This is a genomic window from Pseudomonas mucoides, assembly GCF_015461845.1.
Classification (GTDB): domain Bacteria; phylum Pseudomonadota; class Gammaproteobacteria; order Pseudomonadales; family Pseudomonadaceae; genus Aquipseudomonas; species Aquipseudomonas mucoides.
Genome location: NZ_JACOPW010000002.1, coordinates 297,829 through 319,390 on the forward strand (window position 1 = coordinate 297,829; position 21,562 = coordinate 319,390).

Genomic DNA, 21,562 nt, shown 5'->3' on the forward strand with positions numbered 1-21,562 from the left:
GACAAGGACCCACAATGATGGATGCTACCTGCTCTGACCTGCTGGCCGAGGTGCGTGCTTTTCGCCAACGCTACCCTGACGTGCGTTATGTCGACCTGATTTCCCTCGATATCCCCGGGCATTTCTACGGCAAGCGCTACCCGGTGGACATGCTGGAAAAGGTCGCGGCCGGCAGTGCGCTGAAACTGCCGCAGAACTGCGTGCTGCTGGGCGTGCAAGGCGGGTTGTTCAAGATTGGCGACTACTGCTTCAACGATGGCGACCCGGACGCCGTGCGTCGGCTGGTACCGGGCACGCTCAAGCCAGTGACCTGGGAAGCGCAACCGCTGGGGCAAATGCTGATCACCTCGGACGGCACCGCAAAACCCATCGTGTTCGAACCGCGCCAAGTGCTGGCGCAGGTCCTGGACAGGCTTGCCGGCAAAGGCATTCATCCGGTGGTGGCGTTCGAGCTGGAGTTCTACCTGTTCGATAAAAAGCTGCGCGACGGGCTGCCGCAATTTCCCCGCGATGACCTGACGGACGATGCCGACGATCAACCCAACATGCACATCGAACGACTGTCGCGCTTTGCGCCGGTACTTGATGACATGGTCGAAGCCTCGCGGGCCCAGGGCATCGACAGCACGGTGATCACGGCTGAACTCGGACCGGGTCAGTTCGAAATCAACTTCGGCCACCTGGACGATGGCTTGCGTGCCGCCGACTGGGCAGCGCTGTTCTGTCGCAGCAGCCGTGGCGTGGCGCTCAAGCACGGTTACCGTGCGAGTTTCATGGCCAAGCCTTACTTGCAGCATCCGGGCAGCGGCATGCATGTGCATGTCAGCCTTTACGATACGGCCGGGAATAACATTCTGGCGGCCAACCAGCAGCAATCGTTACGTCACGCAGTGGCGGGTTGCCTCCAATTGCTGCCGCATTGCATGCCGGTTTTCGCCCCGAACCAGAACGCTTATCGACGCCTGGGCGGCACGACCAACATCGCCACCCAAGCGAGCTGGGGGTTTGAAGACCGCGATGCGTGCCTGCGCATTCCGGAATCGGACTCGAAGAACTTGCGCGTCGAACATCGCCTGGCCGGTGCCGATGCCAACCCCTATTTGGTATTGGCGGCGATTCTGGTCGGATTGGAACATGGGCTGGAGTCCGGCAAGGAACCGATTCTGCCGCTGAACGAAGACCGCAACAGTGGCGTCGACTTTCCTAAGGAAATGCTCGAAGCCGTGCGCGCAATGCAGCATCAGCCGCAATTGCGTGAAGGGCTGGGAGCGGAGTTTGTGGACGTTTATTGCGAGAACAAACGTCAGGATCACCTGGCGTTCATGCAGGAAATCAGTGCGCGGGAATATCGCTGGTATCTATAAAGCGAGGTCGCGGGCAATCGCCATGATTGCCCGCGAACCTAGCGCACGGGCCGGCGATGGCCCAGACGATTAATCGCGAGCAGGCAACCGCCAATCAACAGTGCGGCGCCGATGACCAGCAGCGGCGAAGGTCGGATGGGCCTGACGGGCGCCAACGGGGAGGTGTTTAGAATGTCGTCAGTCATTTCGGTGGGCAGGTATCTGGGGGCGTCGTATGCCATCTCGTTCAGTTTCAGGCGCGTGCCATCGGCGAGGACCAATGTCAGGTTTTCAATAGTGCCGGCGACACGCCCGGGATACACCGGTTCGCCCGTCGGATCGAGTTGGTCATACAGAAACTGCTGCCCTTCAACCCAGCCGACCGCCGTCTGCAACTCGGGTCCGAGGTAATACTTTCCATCGAGAAAGAAGCCGGGGAAATGCGGCGTGCGTTCGAGGCACTCGACGTTATAGCGCTCGCCCGCCCTCATGCCGGTTGCTGGGTCGATCATGGTGAATTCCTCCGTCTGCTGGTCCTGCAATAGAGAGCGAGCTGAATCTTTAGGTTCCATTGGGCTGATCGAGTTTATCTCGCAGTGTTCAGGGTTAAATGATCGATTGGACTGCCTGCTCGTGCAGTTGCCGCCCTCATTGGCATTTGTTCATTCAGTAGCTGACAGCTTTTTCATTGAACTCAGACAGCAGTATGCCGGCCACGTAGTGCTCGAACCCCGGCACGAATCCTGGCTCGATGCCGAGCGGCTGTTGATCCATCACCGTATTGCCCGGGCCGCGGTTGATCCATCACGCGTCAGCCATGACGCGCTGCCGGGGGGCTGGCCGGGATTGAAGTATTGGCGACTGCAAGGATCGCCCCGAACTTACTTCAGCCCCTACGAACTGCCCACGCTGCAAAGCCTGGCAATCACTCTTCAAACAGCCACCACCGACAGCGAAGCGACGTGGTGCATGTTCGACAACACTGCCAGTGGTGCTGCATTGGGCAGCGCGCTAACGCTCTCGGCATTGCTCCGCTGAGGGGGGCAGGGCCGTTCGTCGGCCGCGATGAACACCTTTGAGCGCTCGCGGCTCTCTACTTTTTATTGGGTGGAGACCGACTATGTCTTGTTTGATCTGTGAAAATCCTTTTGCACGAACACTCTGCGCAGGCGTTGGGCAGGAATTTCATTGCCCTGAATGCGGCCAGGGACGTATTTCCCAAGAACTGCTAAGCCTGATGATGTTGTTGAATCTGCAACTGGATATTGGACGCAGCCGCCAATGGCTTAAAGAACGTCGCCAGACCGACCCGCTGCCGATCATGCGCGTGTCCGACATCTTGCTGTGCTGCGCCGCCAAGGACGCAACCGGTCCGGCCACCGGCGCCGAGGGCTAGCCACTCGTCTGTTCGAACGCACGCTGCAACTCGGTCCACTTCCAATTTGTACGGCCCGGAGAATCCGGACCCTTGAGCGGTGAGGTGGGTATGTCCGACGATTCGACTTTCCAGCAACAACACCAGTACCCGGTGCAAGACGCGGTTCCATCCAGACCGGAGCCAGGCACTGATGACCCGATGGCCAATCCTGACGATCCCGGTCGATATGATCCGCTGACACGGCCAGACGACCAGCGACCTGACGACTGGGAAGACCCGGACAGGGACATGCCGGAGGCGGATGAGCCAACTCCGCTATCGGATGACAGACGCTGAGCAACGACAGGGGATGGGAGGTCGGCCATCGGCCTCCCGTTTCCCCAGGTCGCTAATTACCATCCGCCACTTTGCGTTCTATTTCCGCGATTTTATCGCTGAGCTTTTCAGCGTCCTGCTCCTTGGCGCGGGTGGAAGAGGGCGTGATGGCTTCATCGACGCCCTCGGTTTCTCTTGATGTGTCGTGCAGGTCCCTTTCGACCACGTTGACCGGTTTGCCCGACACATCAGTGGAAGGGGCGTTGGATGCTTCATTCACATCGTCATCGTTGTGCATGTCGTGTACCTCCGTTGACTGCGTTTACTCGGTTTTTTCTTCGCCCTTCGAACCGCTCGACGTAGCGGCGTCTTTTTCCGTGGCCTGCGAATCGGCGCCGGAGTTTGAGCCCGAGGCTTCCTCACCCTTTTTGTCGGCCTTCTGCTCATTGGATTCGGCGCCCTGGGCCTGGTTGACGCCGGGAACGGCGGTTGGCGGAACGTCTGCCTTCTCGGCGGCCATGGCGAAAAACGAGCCCGTCGACAACAGGCTCGCGACGGCGAGGGCGGTGATTGTTCTGTTCATCATCCGGATCTTCCTGCGAGGGGTATAAAACGTTGGAAGAGCCGGGCGGGGGAAGGTGCTGAGGCGCTGACGAGTGGCATGGCAAGCACACCACAAATCCCCTTAGGAGTGAGCCTGCTCGCGATAGCGGTGTGTCAGTCGATATTGATATTGATATTGATATTGATATTGAATGTGAGACCGCTATCGCGAGCAGGCTCACATAGCCATCTTGCAGGCATAAAAAAACGCCGCACATCTCACGATGGGCGGCGTTTTCCATTGCGTTGCAGCGTTAGGCTTGAACCACCGGAATGTTCGCGTTCGCAGCAGCTTCACGGAACTCGGCGATCTGGTCGAAGGACAGGTAGCGGTAGACATCAGCCGCCATGCTGTCGATCTTGCCAGCGTATTCCATGTACTCCTCGACGGTCGGCAGGCGACCCAGGATGGACGCCACGGACGCCAGCTCGGCCGAAGCCAGGTAGACGTTCGCGCCATCACCCAGACGGTTCGGGAAGTTACGGGTCGACGTCGACACCACAGTCGAATTCGGCTCTACACGTGCCTGGTTACCCATGCACAGCGAGCAGCCCGGCATCTCCATGCGCGCGCCGGCCTTGTTATAGATGCCGTAGTAACCTTCTTCGGTCAGCTGGTGTGCGTCCATCTTGGTCGGCGGCGACAGCCACAGACGGGTTGGCAACTGACCGTCGACCTGCTCCAGCAGCTTACCGGCTGCGCGGAAGTGACCGATGTTGGTCATGCACGAACCGATGAACACTTCGTCGATCTTCTGACCTTCAGCGGTCGACAACAGACGGGCGTCGTCCGGGTCGTTCGGTGCGCACAGAATCGGTTGAGTGATCTCAGCCAGATCGATCTCGATGATTTCGGCGTACTCGGCGTCTTTGTCCGCCACCAGCAGCTCAGGGTTGGCCAGCCAGGCTTCCATCGCTTGAGCACGGCGTTCCAGGGTGCGTGCATCGCCGTAGCCTTCGCCGATCATCCAGCGCAGCAGGGTGATGTTCGAGGTCAGGTACTCGGCAATGGCCTTTTCCGGGAGCTTGATGGTGCAGCCGGCAGCCGAACGCTCAGCGGAAGCGTCAGACAGCTCGAACGCTTGCTCGACGGTCAGGTTGTCCAGGCCTTCGATTTCCAGGATGCGGCCGGAGAAAGCGTTGACCTTGCCTTTCTTTTCCACGGTCAGCAGACCGGCCTTGATGGCGTAGTAAGGGATCGAATGGACCAGGTCTCGCAGGGTGATGCCCGGTTGCATCTTGCCTTTGAAACGCACCAGAACCGATTCCGGCATGTCCAGCGGCATAACGCCGGTGGCCGCGGCGAACGCGATCAGACCGGAGCCGGCCGGGAATGAAATACCGATCGGGAAACGGGTGTGCGAGTCACCACCGGTGCCGACGGTGTCTGGCAGCAGCATGCGGTTCAACCAGCTGTGGATGATGCCGTCGCCTGGCTTGAGCGATACGCCACCGCGATTGCGCATGAAGTTCGGTAGGGTGTGGTGAGTCGTGACATCGACAGGCTTGGGGTAAGCCGCGGTGTGGCAGAAGGACTGCATCACCAGATCGGTCGAGAAGCCCAAACACGCCAGGTCTTTCAGTTCGTCACGGGTCATAGGGCCGGTGGTGTCCTGAGAACCCACGGTGGTCATCTTCGGTTCGCAGTAGGTGCCAGGACGCACACCGGCTACGCCGCACGCCTTGCCGACCATTTTCTGCGCCAGGGTATAACCCTTGGTGCTTTCTGCCGGCGCCTCAGGCTTCTTGAACAGATCCGAAGGCGGCAGGCCCAGCTCGGCACGCGCCTTTTCGGTCAGGCCGCGGCCGATGATCAGCGGGATTCGACCGCCGGCACGGACTTCGTCCAACAGCACCGGGGTCTTCATTTCGAAGGTGGTGATGACGTCGTCAGTGCCGTGCTTGCAGACTTTGCCTGCGTGCGGGTACAGGTCGATCACATCGCCCATGTGCATGTTGGACACATCAAATTCGATCGGCAGGGCGCCGGCGTCTTCCATGGTGTTGTAGAAGATCGGGGCGATTTTGTTGCCGAAGCAGAAACCGCCGGCACGCTTGTTCGGCACGAACGGAACGTCGTCGCCGAAGAACCACAGCACCGAGTTGGTCGCGGATTTACGCGACGAACCGGTACCCACCACGTCACCGACGTAAGCGATCGGGAAGCCTTGACCGCGCATTTCCTCGATCTGCTTCATCGGACCGGTGACGCCTTGCTCGTCCGGTACGATGCCGTCGCGGGCCATTTTCAGCATGGCCAGGGCGTGCAACGGGATGTCCGGGCGGGACCAGGCGTCCGGGGCAGGGGACAGGTCGTCGGTGTTGGTTTCGCCAGTGACCTTGAACACGCGCAGGCTGATCTTGTCGGCCAGAACAGGGCGGTTCTTGAACCACTCGCCGTCAGCCCAGGATTGCAGCACGCCTTGTGCGTGAACGTTACCGTTTTTGGCGCGTTCAGCGACATCGTGGAAGGCATCGAACATCAACAGGGTGTGCTTGAGTTCTTCGGCCGCCACGGGTGCCAGTTCGGCGTCGTCCAGCAGGTTGACCAGGGTCACGATGTTGTAGCCGCCCTGCATGGTGCCGAGCAGTTCTACAGCGCGCTTCTTGTCGATCAGGGGGGATTTGGCTTCGCCTTTGGCGAGGGCAGACAGGAAGCCGGCCTTGACATAGGCCGCTTCGTCCACGCCAGGTGGAACGCGATGGGTGATCAGGTCAACGAGGAAAGCTTCTTCGCCAGCCGGAGGATTCTTCAGCAGCTCAACCAGGCCTGCCGTTTGTTCGGCATTCAGCGCCAAGGGTGGAAGCCCTTGCTCGGCACGTGCTTGTAATTGTTGTACGTAGGTCTCAAGCACTGGGTTTCTCCTGTCATACCGCGTGTTGGGCGAAAAGCCGCCCGGGTTGTGTCCGAAAAAATAAAAGTAGGAGCCGTTGCTCAGCGATCGAGGGTGACCACCGTAACCACTGGAGCAACGGCTCCTACAAAAGCTGTTCTGAGCTAGCTTCGATGCCGATTGTCGACACTATCTCGTTATCTAGGCGGAATATAATGATTTATGCGGGGCGCATCAACAGTATTGTCGACACATTTGAGGCGTCACTTAAATGCATGCGATGTGCGGTCGCCTGATCAAGCGAGCAAGATCATGGTCCCAGAGCGGTTGGAGCGACAGATGCAGACCGGATATCGCCAGAGCCTTCAGCTGACCGGCTCGGCCGTACAGTTCATTTCTCCAGAGCCCGGTTTCTGGAAAAACACCCCGTTTTCGTTTTGCCGAAAGCTGTAGTTCCCCAAGACATCCTTGCCGGTGTATTGAGTTCCTGAATAGCTTTGCACCTGGATGAGGGTGACCGAGGTGTTCGCCCATTTCAGGTACACGACACCCGGCTGCGTATTAAAGAAAGTCGCGGCAACCGGCACGTTAAACCCGGCGCAACGAAACACCTGAGGGCCTTCGGTCAGCCGGTCTGGATCCTTGGTTCGCACAATGGCCGAGCCTTGACGCAGCTGGTAGGCACGCTGGGCATAACTGCGGATCGTGCATGCCTTGCCCTCGGACCCGGCGCCACACTGGTTGCGGGCGTCGATCCAGAACTGCTGGTCGATGATGACTTTGTCGGGAGGCGGTACGGAGTGTTCATCCGTAAGCGCCAGGCGATAGAGACGCGTCAGTTCAACGTCCATCTGTGCCAGTTGTGGATCGCGGCAAATGAGTTTTTCTACGGGGGCTCTGGCGCTGGCACAGTCGAAGCTGGTCTTGTAGGTTCGCGAAGGTGATGCGGCATTGGCGCAAGAGAATGTCGCCGCGCTGATGCTGGCGAGCAGGCAGGTGAAAAGGGCCGTGAGCGTTTTCATGTTGACGTCACTCAGATCATTTTCCGTAGGGGACTATAACCCCAAGCGAAGGAAGTTCCACCCAGACACATCGTCTGGGCGATGTTCTTTTTTCGAATCCGCCCTCGGGACTGAATGAGTCCGCTTCAATACCCCAAACAACCGCAGCGTTTCAAACAGCTGCTGGTCTTCTTTCTTCCAGTAAGGTCAGGGCTATCCAGGACGTGATCCCGACGCAGAAACTAAGTTAGAGTGCTCATCAACGCCTGTTAACAAGGCCCTCCACTCGATTCGTGTCGTCACGCCAAGCGTTTCCTGCGCACGAATCAGGCAAAAAAAACCGTATATCAATCGATACTCAACAATGAATCGTCCGCTGTTTGTTTCTCTAGATGGGCCCAAGGGAACTGGCAAAACCACACTGTTGGAAGCCGTTACGAAAGCACTGAGGGCCGACAACAAAAAGGTGATCCGGCTTTCCGAGCAAAAAAGCGATCCCTATCGGGGTGAAACAATGGCCCTGGTAAACAAGCTCGTCAGAAATCCCACCCGCGACTTGGAGTTGGAGGTTTGTGAGCGCCTTGCTGATAGCCGTATCTGGATTTCGCAGCACGTTCTGGCCAAACAGCCAACGGACAGCATCATCTTGATCGATCGCTGGTACCCATCTGATGCCGCGTTTCGCCGGACAATCCCGTTTGCAGAGATTCTGCAGTTGAACATTGATCGAAACGTGCAAGTGCCAGACCTGCATGTCGGGGTTGTCACCAACCCTGAAATTTCGTGGGCAAGGGCAGCAGCACGACGGCGTGGGCTGAGCAGTACGGTGATCCATAAGCTGGAAGAACATGTCGCGTGTACTGAGGCGTTCGAGCAAGCGATTGCAGATCACGGCTGGGTTTTATGCCGTAATGAAGGAACGATCGAAGAGGCAACGATGCAGGTGGTTTCTGAGATCTATAAAGTACTTCGGTGTCACGTAGGCGAAGTTCGTTGCCAGGGTTTGTGTTCATGAGCTTGGTATTTCATGAATACAAGAGAAGACCTCGGTAGAGGTTCCACTCAGACACATCATTGAACAAGTGGGCCATGTCATATGTTCATAGGCAGGCCGTTACCATGTTCTGCGGCACGTCCGAAGGCTAATGGCATGGAAATGTTCATCGGTTCAAGTTCATGGAAACCGGGCAGCAGCCTGCGAACTGTGCGGCTCAGCAGAACATCGAAACGGCCGTACACCCCAACCATTTACCCGTGCCCGAGTCACTTGGATTTGCGCGCCGGGCACAACGTGATCCTGTAGTTTCTCGAAAGCCTGCGGGCGGCCGGTGTCAACCATGTGGCTTTGAATTTCCAGTACAGCGAACGCGATGCCGTACAGGAGGTGGAGAATTGGTCGAGAAATTGCCGCGAGTCGAGAAAGCGAAGTCAGCCAAACGGCGGCAATCTGATACTGTTTTTTATGTTGGATCTGAGCCTTTTATTAGTTAGCCGGTGCTCTATAGAGTGCGCGTCCGACGCACTAGTGGACAGTGATCGGCCGCCCACTGTTTCAGGCTCTCTGAAGACCGGACGACCTCGAGAGTCTTCAGGAAACACCATGAATACTCGTCCAAGCTTTCACAGCAAGACCTTCCCCGAGTCGCAACGTGACATTCTCGGCATGATCGCGACCGATCATCACCTGGGCGACATACTCTGCGCCATCTGCCAGATGCTTGACGATCAGGCCCCCGAAACCTTCTGCTCTATCCTGCTCACTGATGCCGAGGGCAAGCACTTGCTGAGCGGCGCGGCGCCCAGCCTGCCGGTCGAATATAGTGACGCGATTCATGGAATGGCCATTGGTCCACACGAAGGAACCTGCGGCACCGCAGCGTTCCGGCGCGAGCTTGTGGTCACCGAAGACATCGCCCGAGATCCAAACTGGGAGCGTTTTCGCGGCCTGGCGCTGGGGCATAACCTGCGTTCCTGCTGGTCGGTGCCGTTGCTCTCCCATCAAGGAAGCGTGTTGGGCACATTTGCCCTGTACCAGAACCGCGCCCATTCGCCGGACGAGGCGCAGATTCAACAACTGGCCTGTGCGGCCCAATTGGCAGTCATCGCGATCCGCCATGAGCGCGACGGCCAACGTCTGGAGGAAAGCGAACAACGGTTTCGTTCATTGTTCACCTACAACCCCAACCCGGTGTTCGCCCTCGATCTGGCCGGCAACATCCAGAGTGTGAATCCGGCGGGCCTGAAGCTGAAACCGCACACTGCGAGCGATTTCATTGGTCATCATTTTTCCCATCTGGTACTCGAAGAAGACCTGGAACGGGTTAGTCAGCATTTTTCCGCAGCCCGCGCTGGAGAACCTCAGCGTTTCGAGGCGCGGGTTCTCGATGAGAGTCAAAAACTGCTGACCATGGACATCTCTAACCTGCCGATTATGGTCAACGGAGAAATCGTCGGGGTATTTGGCATTGCCCGGGACATCAGCGAGCAAAAGCATTTCGAGCGCCAATTGAGTTTCAACGCCAGCCATGACCGCCTGACCGGTTTGCTTAACCGTGTTTCGCTTGAAGACCGGCTTATGCTGGATTGTCACATCAGTCGTCGGCGCAAGCGTCGTCTGGCGGTGATGTGCATTGATCTGGATGGATTCAAATCCATCAACGATTCGATCGGGCATTACTTCGGCGATCAGGTGCTGATTGAGGTGGCGCAGCGTATGACCCGGCAGGTTCGCCCCGGTGACACCATCGTGCGCATGGGCGGTGACGAATTTATCGTTCTGCTGCCGGACCTGCTTCGTGATGAGGACGTTGTACCGGTGGCCGAGCGATTGATGGCCAGCATTGCCAGACCCTACTGCATCCAGGGCATTGACCTGCATGTGAGTGCAAGTATCGGCATCACCCTGAGCGATGGTCACATCGAGCAGCCGATGCAGCTGATCCAGCAGGCTGACATGGCCATGTACAAAGCCAAGCAGCAAGGGCGCAACAACTTTCAGTGGTACACCAGCGATCTTAATCAGCGGGTTTGCGAGCATGCGAGCCTGCGCAATGACCTGCAGAAGGCTATCGAAACTCAGTCGTTCAAGCTGCATTATCAACCGCAGATAGACGCGCGCACGGGTCGGGTGGTCGGGATCGAAGCGTTGCTGCGCTGGGAGCATCCGGAAAAAGGATTTATCTCACCCGCGGTGTTTGTGCCGGTGGCAGAGGACAGTGGTCAGATCATCCCGCTGAGCCTTTGGGTACTTGATACGGCCTGCGCGCAGCTGCGCCAGCTAGGCGAGCAGGGCATCACGGGCATCTCGATGGCCGTGAATATTTCGCCGATGCATTTTCAGCGTGGCCAGTTCGTCCAGTGTGTTCAAGCCACCCTGGATAAACATGGTCTGCGTGGTGAGCAGCTGGAGCTGGAGATCACCGAGTCGCTTCTGTTGCATAACGCTGAACAGGCAATCGACACGTTGCACCGGCTCAAGGCGTTGGGGGTGCGCATTGCGCTCGATGATTTCGGCACCGGTTTTTCCAGCCTCAGCTACCTCAAGCGTTTGCCCATCGACAAGATCAAGATTGACCGCTCGTTCATCCAGGAAATCGCCACCGACCATCACGACGCAGCGATCACTCAAGGCATTATTTCCATGGCTCATCACCTCGGCCTGACGGTGGTCGCCGAAGGCGTGGAAACGGCGTCCCAGGTGGATTTCCTGAAGGGCAGCCGCTGCGATATTTTTCAGGGGTATTACTTCGCCAAACCGATGCCCTGTGCAGAAATCGAAGCTTTCCTGAGCCATCCAGCGTCCCATCCCTGACCGGCCATTCTGTCGGGTCCCAGTCCTGAAAATCAGACGCTAAGGCAAATTTCCAGACCCCAGCGCAGAACTCCCTGTCCTCAGGCAAGGCGCTCCCCGCGCCTTTCTCACACACTCGGCTCTAACGCTATCGCGCTGCACAACAACAAGAGCCGCGAAAAAAATGACTACTTTCCAGCCTGCTACCGAAAGCCCGACCAGCCACATCGGCGCCCGTCAGACCCGTGTCGAGGACGCCGCATTGCTGCGCGGCCTCGGCTGCTATGCCGATGACGCTGCGATTCCTCCGGGTACGCTACATGCGGCGATCATCCGTTCACCCCACGCTCACGCACGAATCACCTCGGTGGACTTTTCCCGTGCGCTACTGATGAAAGGCGTGCACGGCGTGCTGGTCGGCGAAGACGTCAAACGCTGGGCGCTGCCGTTCCCGGTGGGAGTGCGTCAGCCGATGGAGCACTGGTGCGTCGCCGTCGACAAGGTGCGTTACGTCGGGGAGCCGGTGGCGGTGGTGATCGCCGAGAGCCGCTATCTGGCCGAGGACGCCATCGAAGGTGTGCGCGTTGAATACGAGCCGCTGCCACCGATCATCGACCCTGAACTGGCCACCACCGAGCAGGCGCCGATCCTGCACGAAGCGGTCGGCAGCAACGTGGTCAACGAACGGCACTTTCGTTATGGCGAGCCGGAGCAGGCGTTCGAGCAGGCGCCGCACAAGGTCTCGCTCAAAGTGAAGTTTCCACGCAGTTCCTGCACACCCATTGAATGCTATGTGGTGCTGGCGCAGTACGAGCGCGCCACCGGCATTTATGACGTGCTGGCCAATTTCCAGGGCCCCTATGCGTTGCACACGGTCATGGCCCGGGCACTGAATGTGCCCGGCAACCGCTTGCGTTTGCGTACACCGAAAGATTCCGGCGGCAGCTTTGGCATCAAGCAAGGGGTTTTCCCTTACGTGGTGATGATGGGCCTGGCGTCACGCAAGGTCGGCGCGCCGGTGAAGTGGGTCGAGGACCGTTTGGAGCATTTGCAGGGGGCTTCTTCGGCGACCAATCGGGTGACCGAAATCGAAGCGGCGGTAGAAGCAGACGGCCGCATCACGGCTCTGCGCTATGACCAGATCGACGATTGCGGTGCCTATCTGAGAGCGCCTGAACCTGCGACTTTCTACCGCATGCACGGCAACCTGACGGGTGCCTACGCAATCCGCAATTTGCAAGTGCGCAACCGGGTAGTGCTGACCAACAAAACCCCTTCCGGCCTGAACCGTGGTTTTGGTGGCCCGCAGGTGTATTTCGCCCTGGAGCGGCTGTTGCAACACATCGCCGTGCAGTTGAAGCTTGATCCGTTGGACGTGATCCGTCGCAACCTGGTGCCGGCCGATGCCTTCCCTTATCGCGCGGCCGCCGGTGCGTTGCTCGATTCCGGCAATTACCAGGCAGGCATTGCCTTGGCGGCGGCTGACGGTGGACTCGACGAGTTGCTCGAACGTCGTGATCAGGCGCGTGCCGAAGGCCGGATCTACGGCATCGGTTATGCCGCCGTCATCGAGCCTTCGATTTCCAACATGGGCTACATCACCACCGCGATGACACCCGAAGAGCGGCGCAAGGCCGGTCCGAAAAACGGCGCTGTCGCCACCGCCACCATCAACGTCGGCCCATTGGGTGACGTCAGTGTGCACGTGTCCTCGGCACCGCAAGGGCAGGGCCATCAAACCACCGTCGCTCAGGTCGTCGCCGAAGTGCTTGGGGTTGCGCTGGAGTCCATCGTGGTCAACGTCGAGCTCGATACCCAGAAGGACGCCTGGTCGATTGCCTCGGGCAACTATTCCAGCCGCTTCGCCGGCGCCGTGGCCGGTGCCGTCTACAAGGCCGCGCTGAAGATCCGCGATCGCCTCGCCGCGATTGCCGCCGAACAATTGCAGGCCAGTCCCGAAGATATTCGTTTCGCCGGCGGCAAGATTTTTGTCGTCAATGGCGGGGCGGTAGCGCCATTCCATCGGATTGCCGGTGCGACCCATTGGTCGCCGGGCCTGCTGCCGGAAGGTGAAAGTGGCGGTCTGCGAGAAACCGCCTTCTGGAGCCCGCCGCAATTGGTGGCACCGGACGACCAGGATCAGGTCAATAGCTCGCTGTGCTACGGCTTTGTCTTCGACATCTGTGGTCTGGAAATCGACCGCATGACCGGCGAGATCCACATCGATCGCTATGTCACCTGCCATGACGCAGGCCGCCTGCTCAACCCGGCGCTGGTCGATGGCCAGATTCGTGGCGGCTTCACCCAAGGCCTCGGCGCGGCGCTGATGGAAGAGTTCGCCTATGGCGAGGACGGCAGCTTCCTCAGCGGGACCTTCGCCGATTATCTGGTGCCGACCGCACCGGAAGTGATCGAACCGATGATCCTGCACATGGAAACGCCATCGCCATTCACCCCGCTGGGCGCCAAGGGTGTGGGCGAGGGCAACAATATGAGCACGCCGGTGTGTATCGCCAACGCGGTGGCCGACGCCCTCGCTCGCTCGGACATCCGCCTGCCACTGACGCCATCGAAAGTACGCACGCTCATCGGCATCGACGAGCCGCCACGGCCAGCCGGTATGGAGGCCGATGACAACCTCGACGCAGCACCTGCCGGTGGACCGGCACTGCGGGCCAACGACTCGGTGGTGATTCCTGCTTCGCCGCAACAGGTCTTCGATACCTTGCTCGACCCGCAGACGCTGGCGGCGATCATTCCCGGTTGTCACGACCTCGTGCTTGAAGGCGAAAACCGCTACCGCGCAGATGTCACCGTCGGCGTCGGCATGATCCGCGCGCGCTTCGAGGCCAAGGTTGCCCTGAGTGATCTGGACCCGCCGCATTCATTGCGTCTGTCCGGTTCCGGCAGCAGCTCGATGGGGTCGGCCCAGGGGCAGGCCAAGGTGCGGTTCGTCCAACTGGAAAATGGCCACACACGCCTGGAATACCAATACCAGGTGGCGGTCAGCGGCAAAGTCGCCGCGGTCGGCGGCCGAATGTTGCAAGGGGCCTCGAAGGTGATCATCGGACAAATATTTACTCGCCTGTCACAACGGGTCAGCGGCCAAGCCATCTCCACCGGCTGGTGGGCTCGCCTGCGGGCCTCGCTTGGCGCGCTGTTTGGCAAGGGAGGTGCGCAATGAAACCGGCTGCTTTCGATTACGTTCGGGCTGAAAACCGTCGTCAGGTCGTTGAGTTGCTCGCCGAGTATGGCCAGGAAGCTCGCATCATCGCCGGAGGCCAATCGCTGATGGCGGTGCTGAACATGCGACTGGCTCAACCCAAGTTGCTGATCGATATCAATCATGTGGCTGACCTGGCCTATATCGAACTGCGCAAGGATTGTCTGGCGGTAGGTGCCGGGGTGCGGCAGGCGCAGTTGCTGGCGCGTTCGACCCTGATGGACGAGGTGCCTTTATTGGCACTGGCGATGCCCTGGATCGGTCACTTCCAGACGCGTAATCGCGGCACAGTCTGTGGCTCGGTGGCTCATGCCGACCCGAGCGCCGAGTTACCGCTGTGCCTGGTGACGCTGGGTGGCGAGATCGTTCTTGAGTCGAAAAAAGGCAAGCGCACCGTCAAGGCTGCCGACTTCTTTCAAGGCATTCTCACCACAGACAAGCGTGCGGATGAACTGGTTGTCGAGGTGCGTTTTCCGCTCAAACGCGAAGGCATTACCTATCGCTTCCGCGAGATCGCCATGCGCCACGGCGACTTTGCAATTGTCTCCCTGGCCGCGGCCATCGGCGCGGATCAGGTCGAACTGGGCATCGGCGGCGTCGCCGACCGTCCGCAACGTCGCAGCCTGCCTCGTGGTGCGGCGCTGCCGGACGCGCTTAATCAAACCGCCTGGTCGCTCGATGCACAAGACGACGTGCAGGCCAGCGCTGCCTATCGCCGCCAACTGATTCGCGAGCTGGGTCATCAGCTGATCGAAGGAGTCTGAACATGCGTGTAACTGCCGACCAAACCTTTCCGATTCGCCTGGAACTCAATGGCCGCTCCCGCGAAGCGCTGGCCGAACCGCGGACCCAACTGTGCGACTTCCTGCGCCACGACCTCGGTGCCACCGGTGTCCATGTCGGATGCGAACACGGTGTCTGCGGTGCCTGCACGGTGCTGGTGGACGGAGTCGCCATGCGTTCCTGCCTGATGCTCGCGGTACAGGGACACGAGCGGCGTATCGAGACCGTCGAGTCCCTGGCCGACGACGACACACTGAGCGACCTGCAACAAGCCTTTCGCCGTCATCACGCCTTGCAGTGCGGCTTTTGCACTGCGGGCATTCTCATGTCCTGCGTGGATTTCCTCGAACGGGTACCCAACCCGGACGAGACCCAGGTACGCGACATGCTTTCGGGGCATCTATGTCGCTGCACCGGCTACACCGGCATCGTCCAGGCCGTGCTCGAAGTCGCTGCCCAGCGCCAAACGAACAAAGGGGTATAACAATAATGTTCGATCTCGGACGCAGTTTCCTCGCTGCTGTTGAACGCCGGCCGCACGCCGTGGCGGTCAGTGACGGTGCGTTGAAGAAAACCTATGAAGACTGGTTCGTCGATATCCAGAGCGCCGCTTGGGGCTTGCAATGCCTTGGGCTGCAACGCGGTGATCGACTGCTGGTAGCAATGCAAAACCGCTGGCAGATGGCAACCTTGCATTGGGCCTGTCAGTTTACGGGCATCGTCATGACCCCGTTGAACTGGCGTTCGACGGCCGATGAACTGGGTTACTGCATCGAAGATGCGCAAATCCGGGCAGTGGCTTACGACGACGCTACCGTGACCGCCGTGGCCGGTTGCAGCGCCGCCACAAGGCTGCCTCGGATCGCCGCCGGACTTCGTGCCGCCAACACCGACCTGAGTTTCGAGGAACTGTGTTCGCAGACCCCCTCCGGCATCATTTTGCAGGCCGATGCCGAAGACTATTCACTGCTGCTTTACACCTCCGGAACCACCAGCAAGCCCAAGGGCGTGCCCCGTCGGCACCGTTGCGAACGCGCCGCGGCGGTTGCCCACGTGGCGCAAAACCTCTACCGCCAGAGCGAGTGCACGCTGGGTGTCATGCCGCTTTACCACACCATGGGCGTGCGTTCGTTGCTGTCCATGGCGCTGATCGACGGACATTTCGTCTGTGTGCCGAAGTTCGACGTGGAAGCCACGCTGCAGGCCATCGAGCGGGAAAAAGTCAGCAACCTTTACCTGGTGCCGACGCTCTACCACATGCTCATCGAACACCCGGCCTTTGCTCGCGAGCGAGTTGCCAGTGTGGAGAAAATCGGCTTTGCCGGTGCGCCGATGAGCGACGGCTTGATGCGTCGTGTCGAGCAGGCGTTCCAGCCGCAATTGTTCGTCAATCATTACGGCAGCTCGGAGATCTACACCTTTACCATCGACCAGCAGGCCAGCCGTAAACCCGGTTCTTCAGGGCGCAGTGCAATGAACCAGCGCGTGCGCGTGGTGCCGATCGATGCTGAAACGGCCGACGTGCAGGTTAACCCCTTGGAAGAAGGCCAGATCATCGCCGACCTGGCAAGTGACGAGGCGTTCGAAGGCTACCTGAACCGTCCCGATGCAACCGCCAAGGCATTGCGTGATGGATGGTATTTCACCGGTGACATCGGCTACTTCGATCTGGAGGGCGATCTGTTCGTCACGGGGCGTGTCGATGACTTGATCATCACCGGCGGCGAAAACGTCAGCCCGGCGGAAATCGAAAACATGCTCTCTCTGCACCCGGCAGTGGAAGAAGTGGTGGTGGTCGGTCTGCCCGACGAGCAGTGGGGCAAGATCATTGCCGCGTTTATCAAGCCGCGCGCCGAGGTCTCGGAAGGCGACCTCGATGCCCATTGCATCGCTTCGGGCCTGGCCAAGTTCAAGCGGCCACGGCGGTACCAGTTCATCGATCAGATTCCCAAATCTCCAGTGGGCAAGGTGCTGCGGCGCGTGCTGCTGGCCGAATTTCAGGAACAGGCCTTGAAGGCCATCAGCTAATCATCCAGAGGACACTCTCATGCAACAACAAGCGATCCAGCAATTTCTCGACACTCAGTTCGATGGCTTCCAGGTTGAAGTCGATGTGTCCCGCGAGCGCGCCGACATCATCCTCAACCGCGCGCCATTGAACGTCATTTCCATGGGGCAGCGCGATCAATTGCGCTTGGTCTTCGAAGCCCTCGATGCACACAAAGACGTGCGCGTCATCGTGCTGCGCTCGGTGGGTGAACACTTCTCCAGCGGCGGCGACATCAAGGGTTTCCTCGAAGCCTCGCCCGAGCACGTTTCGAAGCTGGCCTGGAACGTCGCGGCACCGGCACGTTGCGAAAAACCGGTGATCGTCGCCAACCGTGGTTACACCTTCGGCGTCGGTTTCGAACTGTCCCTGGCCTGCGATTTCCGCATTGCTTCGCAAACCACTCGCTACGCCTTGCCTGAGCAGAACCTGGGTCAGATCCCGGGCTCGGGTGGCTCCGCGCGCCTGCAGAAAATCATCGGCATCACCCGCACCAAACACATGGTGATGCGCGCCAAACGCATCACGGGCGACCAGGCCTACGCCTGGGGTATTGCGACCGAGGTCGTGCCGGATACCGAACTGGAAAGCACCGTCGACGCGTTGGTCGATGAATTGCGCCGCTTCTCGCCGTTGGCTCAACGCACGGCGAAAAAACTGATCAACGACAACGAAGATGCGCCGCTGACCGTCGCGATCGAAATGGAAGGTCATTGCTACAGCCGTCTGCGTAGCTCCAAGGACTTCAAGGAAGGCGTTGAAGCGTTTCACAGCAAGCGTGCGGCCGTGTTTATCGGCGAGTAAATCGTACCGGCGAACAGGCCCGGGAGTATGTTGGTAACGGCGTACACCTTACGGAGCAGGGCCTGCCGCCCCTTCAATGCAACTGAAAGGGCACATCAAGGTATTACCGCTGACCTGCTGAATACCCGCACCCGTTCACCGGGATGCAGAACGTTTCGATTCACCGTTTGTGTGAGGCAACCATGACGACGACAACAACAATAACTGCATCACCCACCAGCGCCGCTATCGATACACCACAGATTCCGCCGGGCAAGGCTTTGCTCGCGGCATTTGCCTCGACATTCGGTTGGGCGCTGGATTTGTTTGACCTGTTCATTCTGCTCTATGTGGCGCCGATCATCGGCCGCCTGTTCTTCCCCTCGGACACCCCGACACTGTCGCTGGCCGCCGTTTACGCCTCGTTCGCCGTGGCCTTGCTGGTACGTCCGCTGGGCTCGGCGATCTTTGGCGCGTATGCCGACAAACATGGTCGCAAGCGTGCGCTGATGGTGTCCATGGTCGGCGTTGGTATTTCCACGGCACTGTTTGGTGCTTTGCCGACCATTCACCAGGTCGGCATATTGGCCCCGATACTGTTCCTGCTATTACGTGTAATTCAGGGCATTTTCGTTGGCGGCATCGTTGCCTCCACTCACACCATCGGCACCGAATCCATCTCGCCGCGCTATCGCGGCTTGATGTCCGGGTTGATCGGTGGCGCCGGTGCCGGCATGGGCGCGCTGTTGGCGTCATTCACCTATCTGGTGTTGTCAGAGATCTTTCCCGGGGAGGAATTTGACGTCTGGGGCTGGCGCTTCATGTTCTTCTGCGGCCTGCTCAGCACATTGTTCGGTCTGGTGATGTTCCGTTACCTGGATGAAAGCCCGGTCTGGCGGCAACTGCAACAAGCCCGCAAAACAAAGGGGCCGGCGGTAGTGGTCGTGTCGCCACTCAAGCGTCTGTTCGGTCGTGAGTACCGCGCCGTGATGCTGGTCAATCTGCTGATTACGTTCGGAGGCGGTGCCACGTATTACCTGGCCTGCGGTTATCTGCCGACATTGCTCAACGTGGTCGCCAAAGTGCCCCATACGCAGACTTCGCAGCTGCTCATGTACGGGTCGGTGGCAACCATTGTCGGGGCACTGGCCTTCGGTTACCTGAGTGACCTGATCGGTCGCAAGAAGACGTTCTTGCTGCTGGGTGTGATCAACCTGGTGAGCCTGCCGATGATGTTCCTTGGGGTCGCCGAGCCGGGTTCGCTGACTCGCACTGCGCTGTATTGCGTGGGCATAGGCTTCATGGGCGGGGCGATCATCGCGCCGATTCTGATCTTCCTCAACGAACGCTTTGCCACCGAACTGCGAGCCAGCGGCACCGGGTTGTCCTGGAATATCGGTTTCGCTCTCGGCGGAACCATGCCGACCTTTGTGTCCCTGGTCAGCAGCAGCCCGGCGGAGATCCCCATGGTACTGGCGATTTTCGCTGCCGGTCTGTCGGTGATCTACCTGATCGGCAGCATGGTGATTCCAGAAACCCAAGGCAATTTCAAATAAAGGCGGGAAGGTGCTCCAGGAATTCGCAGATCAGCTGCAAGGTCCGCTCGGGAGCTTCGGTTTGGGGAAAGTGCCGACAGTCATCCAGCAACACACAGCGACACGGTCCAGGGACCTGTCGCTGGATGACTGCCAGTTGCTCGGGCGTGGCGTAGTGGTCTTCGCGACCCTGAATGACCAGCAGCGGCTTTTCTATATTCGCCAACTGCGCTTCGAGATTGTCCAGGGAAAAGTCCGGGTGCAACCAACTGTCGCTCCAGCCGTGAAAAGCGCCGTCGACATTGGTCCCATGGTGGCGTGCCAGGCGCTCGCGCAATTCGCCCTGATGCCACACCTCGGTGGTATGGCGAATGCCATCGAGGCTCTCGGCCTCGACAATCACATGAGGCGCCAGTGCAATGCTGCCCAACACGCGTGGATCGTTGGCGGCGGCATAGGCAAGGACGATGGATGCGCCGTCACTGTGACCGAGCAATACCACTTGCGGCAGTTGCAAGGCATCGAGCAATTGCCGCAGTTCACGAGGGCCGTCGCTGCTCAGGTAGTTCAGCGGACGCGGCAGGGTTACCGGGCTCGATTGCCCATAACCCTGACGGCTGTAGGTGACCACACCGTAACCGCTGGCCTGGGCCAGGCGTTGGGGGAAGTCTTTCCATTGTTCGGCGCTGCCGAGGCCTTCGTGCAACAGCACAAGCGTCGGTCGCGAAGGTTCAGCCGCAGGGATTTGGCGATATTCCAGGCGCAGCGGCCCAAGTTGCAAAAACTGTTGTGGCGACATGTTGAATCAACAATTGAACAAGATTGCTCGCAGATTACCGTAAACGTAACCCCGCATGCAGCACCACGCTTTTGCTTGAGGTATTGAAAACATGCGTCATCTCGATGTTCAGGTGATCGACCAGGCACTGCAATGGGCTCGCGCCGGGCAGGCCCAATGGCTGTGCACAGTGCTCTCCACCTATGGCTCGGCGCCGCGTGCGCCGGGTGCGATGCTGGTGACCAATGGCGCGGGCGAACACGTCGGCTCGCTGTCGGGTGGCTGCGTCGAAGAGGAGTTTCTCGAAAGCCTGACGCGCGGTGAATTACGCGAACCGGCGCAGATCGTCAGTTATGGCGACAGCGTCGAGCAACGCCACCGTCTGCGATTGCCCTGTGGTGGTGTGCTGATCGTGCTGGTCGAACACCGCGCTGCCAGCCTTGAATGGATCGCACACCTGGAGAGTCTGCAAGCGGCGTTACTCGGTCAGCGACGTCTGCAGCGTCATATCGAGCTGAGCAGCGGTGCCTTGCGCCTGGACCCGGACGCGGGACACGGCAGCGAACGGGTACAAGTCGACCACGAAAGAGTGCGCATCAGCGTTGGCCCGGCGTTACGCCTGATTCTGGCAGGGCTCTCGCCGGTCGCTGAAGTTTGCGCCAGTTTCGCCCGAGCCATCGGATGCGAAGTCATCGCCTGCGACCCCCGGGAAGAGATGCTGCATGTACATCTCGAAGGCGTGGAGATGCAACGTGTGCTGCCTTCGATGTTCATTGCCGCCGGAGGCTGCCACGCGGCGACCGCGGTGGTGGCGCTGACTCACGATCCGCGAATCGATGATCTGGCGCTGATGGAAGCGGTTCACACCCCGGCGTTTTACATCGGCGCCATGGGCTCTCAGGCAACCTCGGCCAAACGCGCCGAGCGGCTGAAGCGCATCGGTGGTCTGACGGATGAACAGATCGCCCGTTTACACATGCCCATCGGCCTCGATCTGGGCAGCAAGGCCCCGGCGGAAATAGCTCTGGCGGTGGTGGCCGATATCCTGCGTGTTTATCACGGCAAAGAACGCCATGCCTTGTAAAGCGGTTTTTCCGACGAACGTGGGGGCTGCGAAAGTCGAGGTAGACGCTCGGTCAGTCGCGCGCG

Annotated in this window: 19 protein-coding genes; 13 read left to right on the forward strand and 6 right to left on the reverse strand. The window is 59.4% G+C overall.

Translation table 11 applies throughout. From position 1 onward, the window contains the following. The first annotated feature begins 17 nt into the window (after positions 1–17). Positions 18–1,364, forward strand: coding sequence for a glutamine synthetase family protein (locus H8F22_RS09935; RefSeq protein WP_027923170.1), 1,347 nt, complete (start codon positions 18–20; stop codon positions 1,362–1,364). A gap of 38 nt (positions 1,365–1,402) precedes the next feature. Here H8F22_RS09935 and H8F22_RS09940 read toward each other — a convergent pair whose 3' ends face one another. Beyond that, positions 1,403–1,855, reverse strand: coding sequence for a chitin-binding protein (locus H8F22_RS09940; protein ID WP_027923169.1), 453 nt, complete (start codon positions 1,853–1,855; stop codon positions 1,403–1,405). Between H8F22_RS09940 and H8F22_RS09945 the strand changes: the two genes are divergently transcribed. From H8F22_RS09945 to H8F22_RS09955, 3 genes are all read left to right on the forward strand, one after another. After that, positions 1,854–2,381, forward strand: a complete 528-nt coding sequence (locus H8F22_RS09945; RefSeq protein WP_228758749.1) for a DUF72 domain-containing protein — start codon at positions 1,854–1,856, stop codon at positions 2,379–2,381. The two genes, H8F22_RS09940 and H8F22_RS09945, sit on opposite strands and share 2 nt — an antisense overlap. 199 nt (positions 2,382–2,580) lie before the next feature. Next, positions 2,581–2,739 (forward strand): hypothetical protein, encoded by a 159-nt coding sequence (locus H8F22_RS09950; protein WP_155953718.1) that lies wholly within the window; start codon positions 2,581–2,583, stop codon positions 2,737–2,739. Positions 2,740–2,829: 90 nt separating this feature from the next. Next, complete coding sequence (locus H8F22_RS09955) at positions 2,830–3,057, forward strand: hypothetical protein (protein ID WP_081743934.1); 228 nt, start codon at positions 2,830–2,832, stop codon at positions 3,055–3,057. 52 nt (positions 3,058–3,109) lie between these two features. On the opposite strand, the gene H8F22_RS09960 is transcribed toward H8F22_RS09955, so the two are convergent. From H8F22_RS09960 to H8F22_RS09975, 4 genes are all read right to left on the reverse strand, one after another. Further along, positions 3,110–3,334 (reverse strand): hypothetical protein, encoded by a 225-nt coding sequence (locus H8F22_RS09960; RefSeq protein ID WP_027923168.1) that lies wholly within the window; start codon positions 3,332–3,334, stop codon positions 3,110–3,112. A gap of 24 nt (positions 3,335–3,358) precedes the next feature. Then, positions 3,359–3,619: a hypothetical protein gene (locus H8F22_RS09965; protein WP_027923167.1), complete on the reverse strand. Its 261-nt coding sequence runs from the start codon at positions 3,617–3,619 to the stop codon at positions 3,359–3,361. 274 nt (positions 3,620–3,893) lie between these two features. Next, complete coding sequence (gene acnB / locus H8F22_RS09970) at positions 3,894–6,494, reverse strand: bifunctional aconitate hydratase 2/2-methylisocitrate dehydratase (RefSeq protein WP_194940043.1); 2,601 nt, start codon at positions 6,492–6,494, stop codon at positions 3,894–3,896. 344 nt (positions 6,495–6,838) lie between these two features. Continuing rightward, positions 6,839–7,495: an MliC family protein gene (locus tag H8F22_RS09975; protein WP_027923165.1), complete on the reverse strand. Its 657-nt coding sequence runs from the start codon at positions 7,493–7,495 to the stop codon at positions 6,839–6,841. 343 nt (positions 7,496–7,838) lie between these two features. On the opposite strand from H8F22_RS09975, the gene H8F22_RS09980 reads away from it, so the two are divergent. The 8 genes from H8F22_RS09980 to H8F22_RS10015 all read left to right on the forward strand — a co-directional run bounded on the left by H8F22_RS09980 (position 7,839) and on the right by H8F22_RS10015 (position 19,656). Continuing rightward, positions 7,839–8,489 (forward strand): dTMP kinase, encoded by a 651-nt coding sequence (locus tag H8F22_RS09980; protein WP_194940044.1) that lies wholly within the window; start codon positions 7,839–7,841, stop codon positions 8,487–8,489. Positions 8,490–9,074: 585 nt separating this feature from the next. Then, positions 9,075–11,285, forward strand: coding sequence for a putative bifunctional diguanylate cyclase/phosphodiesterase (locus tag H8F22_RS09985; RefSeq protein ID WP_194940045.1), 2,211 nt, complete (start codon positions 9,075–9,077; stop codon positions 11,283–11,285). Between the two features lie 163 nt (positions 11,286–11,448). Then, positions 11,449–14,448, forward strand: a complete 3,000-nt coding sequence (locus tag H8F22_RS09990; RefSeq protein ID WP_194940046.1) for a xanthine dehydrogenase family protein molybdopterin-binding subunit — start codon at positions 11,449–11,451, stop codon at positions 14,446–14,448. Beyond that, positions 14,445–15,251, forward strand: a complete 807-nt coding sequence (locus H8F22_RS09995) for an FAD binding domain-containing protein (protein WP_194940047.1) — start codon at positions 14,445–14,447, stop codon at positions 15,249–15,251. Before H8F22_RS09990 ends, H8F22_RS09995 begins: the two co-directional genes overlap by 4 nt. A gap of 2 nt (positions 15,252–15,253) precedes the next feature. After that, positions 15,254–15,754, forward strand: a complete 501-nt coding sequence (locus H8F22_RS10000) for a (2Fe-2S)-binding protein (protein WP_008060977.1) — start codon at positions 15,254–15,256, stop codon at positions 15,752–15,754. A 5-nt stretch (positions 15,755–15,759) separates the two neighbouring features. After that, positions 15,760–17,298: an AMP-binding protein gene (locus H8F22_RS10005; RefSeq protein WP_194940048.1), complete on the forward strand. Its 1,539-nt coding sequence runs from the start codon at positions 15,760–15,762 to the stop codon at positions 17,296–17,298. A gap of 19 nt (positions 17,299–17,317) precedes the next feature. Then, the gene (locus H8F22_RS10010) at positions 17,318–18,121 is read left to right on the forward strand and encodes an enoyl-CoA hydratase/isomerase family protein (RefSeq protein ID WP_133839517.1); all 804 of its coding nucleotides are present in this window, start codon (positions 17,318–17,320) and stop codon (positions 18,119–18,121) included. A 182-nt stretch (positions 18,122–18,303) separates the two neighbouring features. Then, positions 18,304–19,656: an MFS transporter gene (locus H8F22_RS10015; RefSeq protein WP_194940049.1), complete on the forward strand. Its 1,353-nt coding sequence runs from the start codon at positions 18,304–18,306 to the stop codon at positions 19,654–19,656. Here the strand turns inward: H8F22_RS10015 and H8F22_RS10020 are convergent. Further along, positions 19,649–20,434 carry an alpha/beta fold hydrolase gene (locus H8F22_RS10020; RefSeq protein ID WP_194940050.1) on the reverse strand — a complete coding sequence of 262 codons (786 nt, stop codon included), beginning with the start codon at positions 20,432–20,434 and terminating at the stop codon, positions 19,649–19,651. The genes H8F22_RS10015 and H8F22_RS10020 overlap by 8 nt on opposite strands. A gap of 91 nt (positions 20,435–20,525) precedes the next feature. Between H8F22_RS10020 and H8F22_RS10025 the strand changes: the two genes are divergently transcribed. Beyond that, positions 20,526–21,497 carry an XdhC family protein gene (locus H8F22_RS10025; protein ID WP_194940051.1) on the forward strand — a complete coding sequence of 324 codons (972 nt, stop codon included), beginning with the start codon at positions 20,526–20,528 and terminating at the stop codon, positions 21,495–21,497. Positions 21,498–21,562: the final 65 nt, after the last annotated feature.

Excerpts from the sequence above, each read along its gene's own strand:
- H8F22_RS09995 (WP_194940047.1), top strand. The coding sequence starts at position 14,445 with ATGAAACCGGCTGCTTTCGATTACGTTCGGGCTGAAAACCGTCGTCAG.
- H8F22_RS09945 (WP_228758749.1), top strand. The coding sequence starts at position 1,854 with ATGGTGAATTCCTCCGTCTGCTGGTCCTGCAATAGAGAGCGAGCTGAA.
- H8F22_RS10010 (WP_133839517.1), top strand. The coding sequence starts at position 17,318 with ATGCAACAACAAGCGATCCAGCAATTTCTCGACACTCAGTTCGATGGC.
- H8F22_RS09950 (WP_155953718.1), top strand. The coding sequence starts at position 2,581 with ATGATGTTGTTGAATCTGCAACTGGATATTGGACGCAGCCGCCAATGG.
- H8F22_RS10005 (WP_194940048.1), top strand. The coding sequence starts at position 15,760 with ATGTTCGATCTCGGACGCAGTTTCCTCGCTGCTGTTGAACGCCGGCCG.
- H8F22_RS09960 (WP_027923168.1), bottom strand. The coding sequence starts at position 3,334 with ATGCACAACGATGACGATGTGAATGAAGCATCCAACGCCCCTTCCACT.
- H8F22_RS09965 (WP_027923167.1), bottom strand. The coding sequence starts at position 3,619 with ATGAACAGAACAATCACCGCCCTCGCCGTCGCGAGCCTGTTGTCGACG.
- H8F22_RS09955 (WP_081743934.1), top strand. The coding sequence starts at position 2,830 with ATGTCCGACGATTCGACTTTCCAGCAACAACACCAGTACCCGGTGCAA.
- H8F22_RS10015 (WP_194940049.1), top strand. The coding sequence starts at position 18,304 with ATGACGACGACAACAACAATAACTGCATCACCCACCAGCGCCGCTATC.
- H8F22_RS10020 (WP_194940050.1), bottom strand. The coding sequence starts at position 20,434 with ATGTCGCCACAACAGTTTTTGCAACTTGGGCCGCTGCGCCTGGAATAT.
- H8F22_RS09990 (WP_194940046.1), top strand. The coding sequence starts at position 11,449 with ATGACTACTTTCCAGCCTGCTACCGAAAGCCCGACCAGCCACATCGGC.
- H8F22_RS09975 (WP_027923165.1), bottom strand. The coding sequence starts at position 7,495 with ATGAAAACGCTCACGGCCCTTTTCACCTGCCTGCTCGCCAGCATCAGC.
- H8F22_RS09980 (WP_194940044.1), top strand. The coding sequence starts at position 7,839 with ATGAATCGTCCGCTGTTTGTTTCTCTAGATGGGCCCAAGGGAACTGGC.
- H8F22_RS09935 (WP_027923170.1), top strand. The coding sequence starts at position 18 with ATGGATGCTACCTGCTCTGACCTGCTGGCCGAGGTGCGTGCTTTTCGC.
- H8F22_RS09940 (WP_027923169.1), bottom strand. The coding sequence starts at position 1,855 with ATGATCGACCCAGCAACCGGCATGAGGGCGGGCGAGCGCTATAACGTC.
- H8F22_RS09985 (WP_194940045.1), top strand. The coding sequence starts at position 9,075 with ATGAATACTCGTCCAAGCTTTCACAGCAAGACCTTCCCCGAGTCGCAA.
- H8F22_RS10025 (WP_194940051.1), top strand. The coding sequence starts at position 20,526 with ATGCGTCATCTCGATGTTCAGGTGATCGACCAGGCACTGCAATGGGCT.
- H8F22_RS10000 (WP_008060977.1), top strand. The coding sequence starts at position 15,254 with ATGCGTGTAACTGCCGACCAAACCTTTCCGATTCGCCTGGAACTCAAT.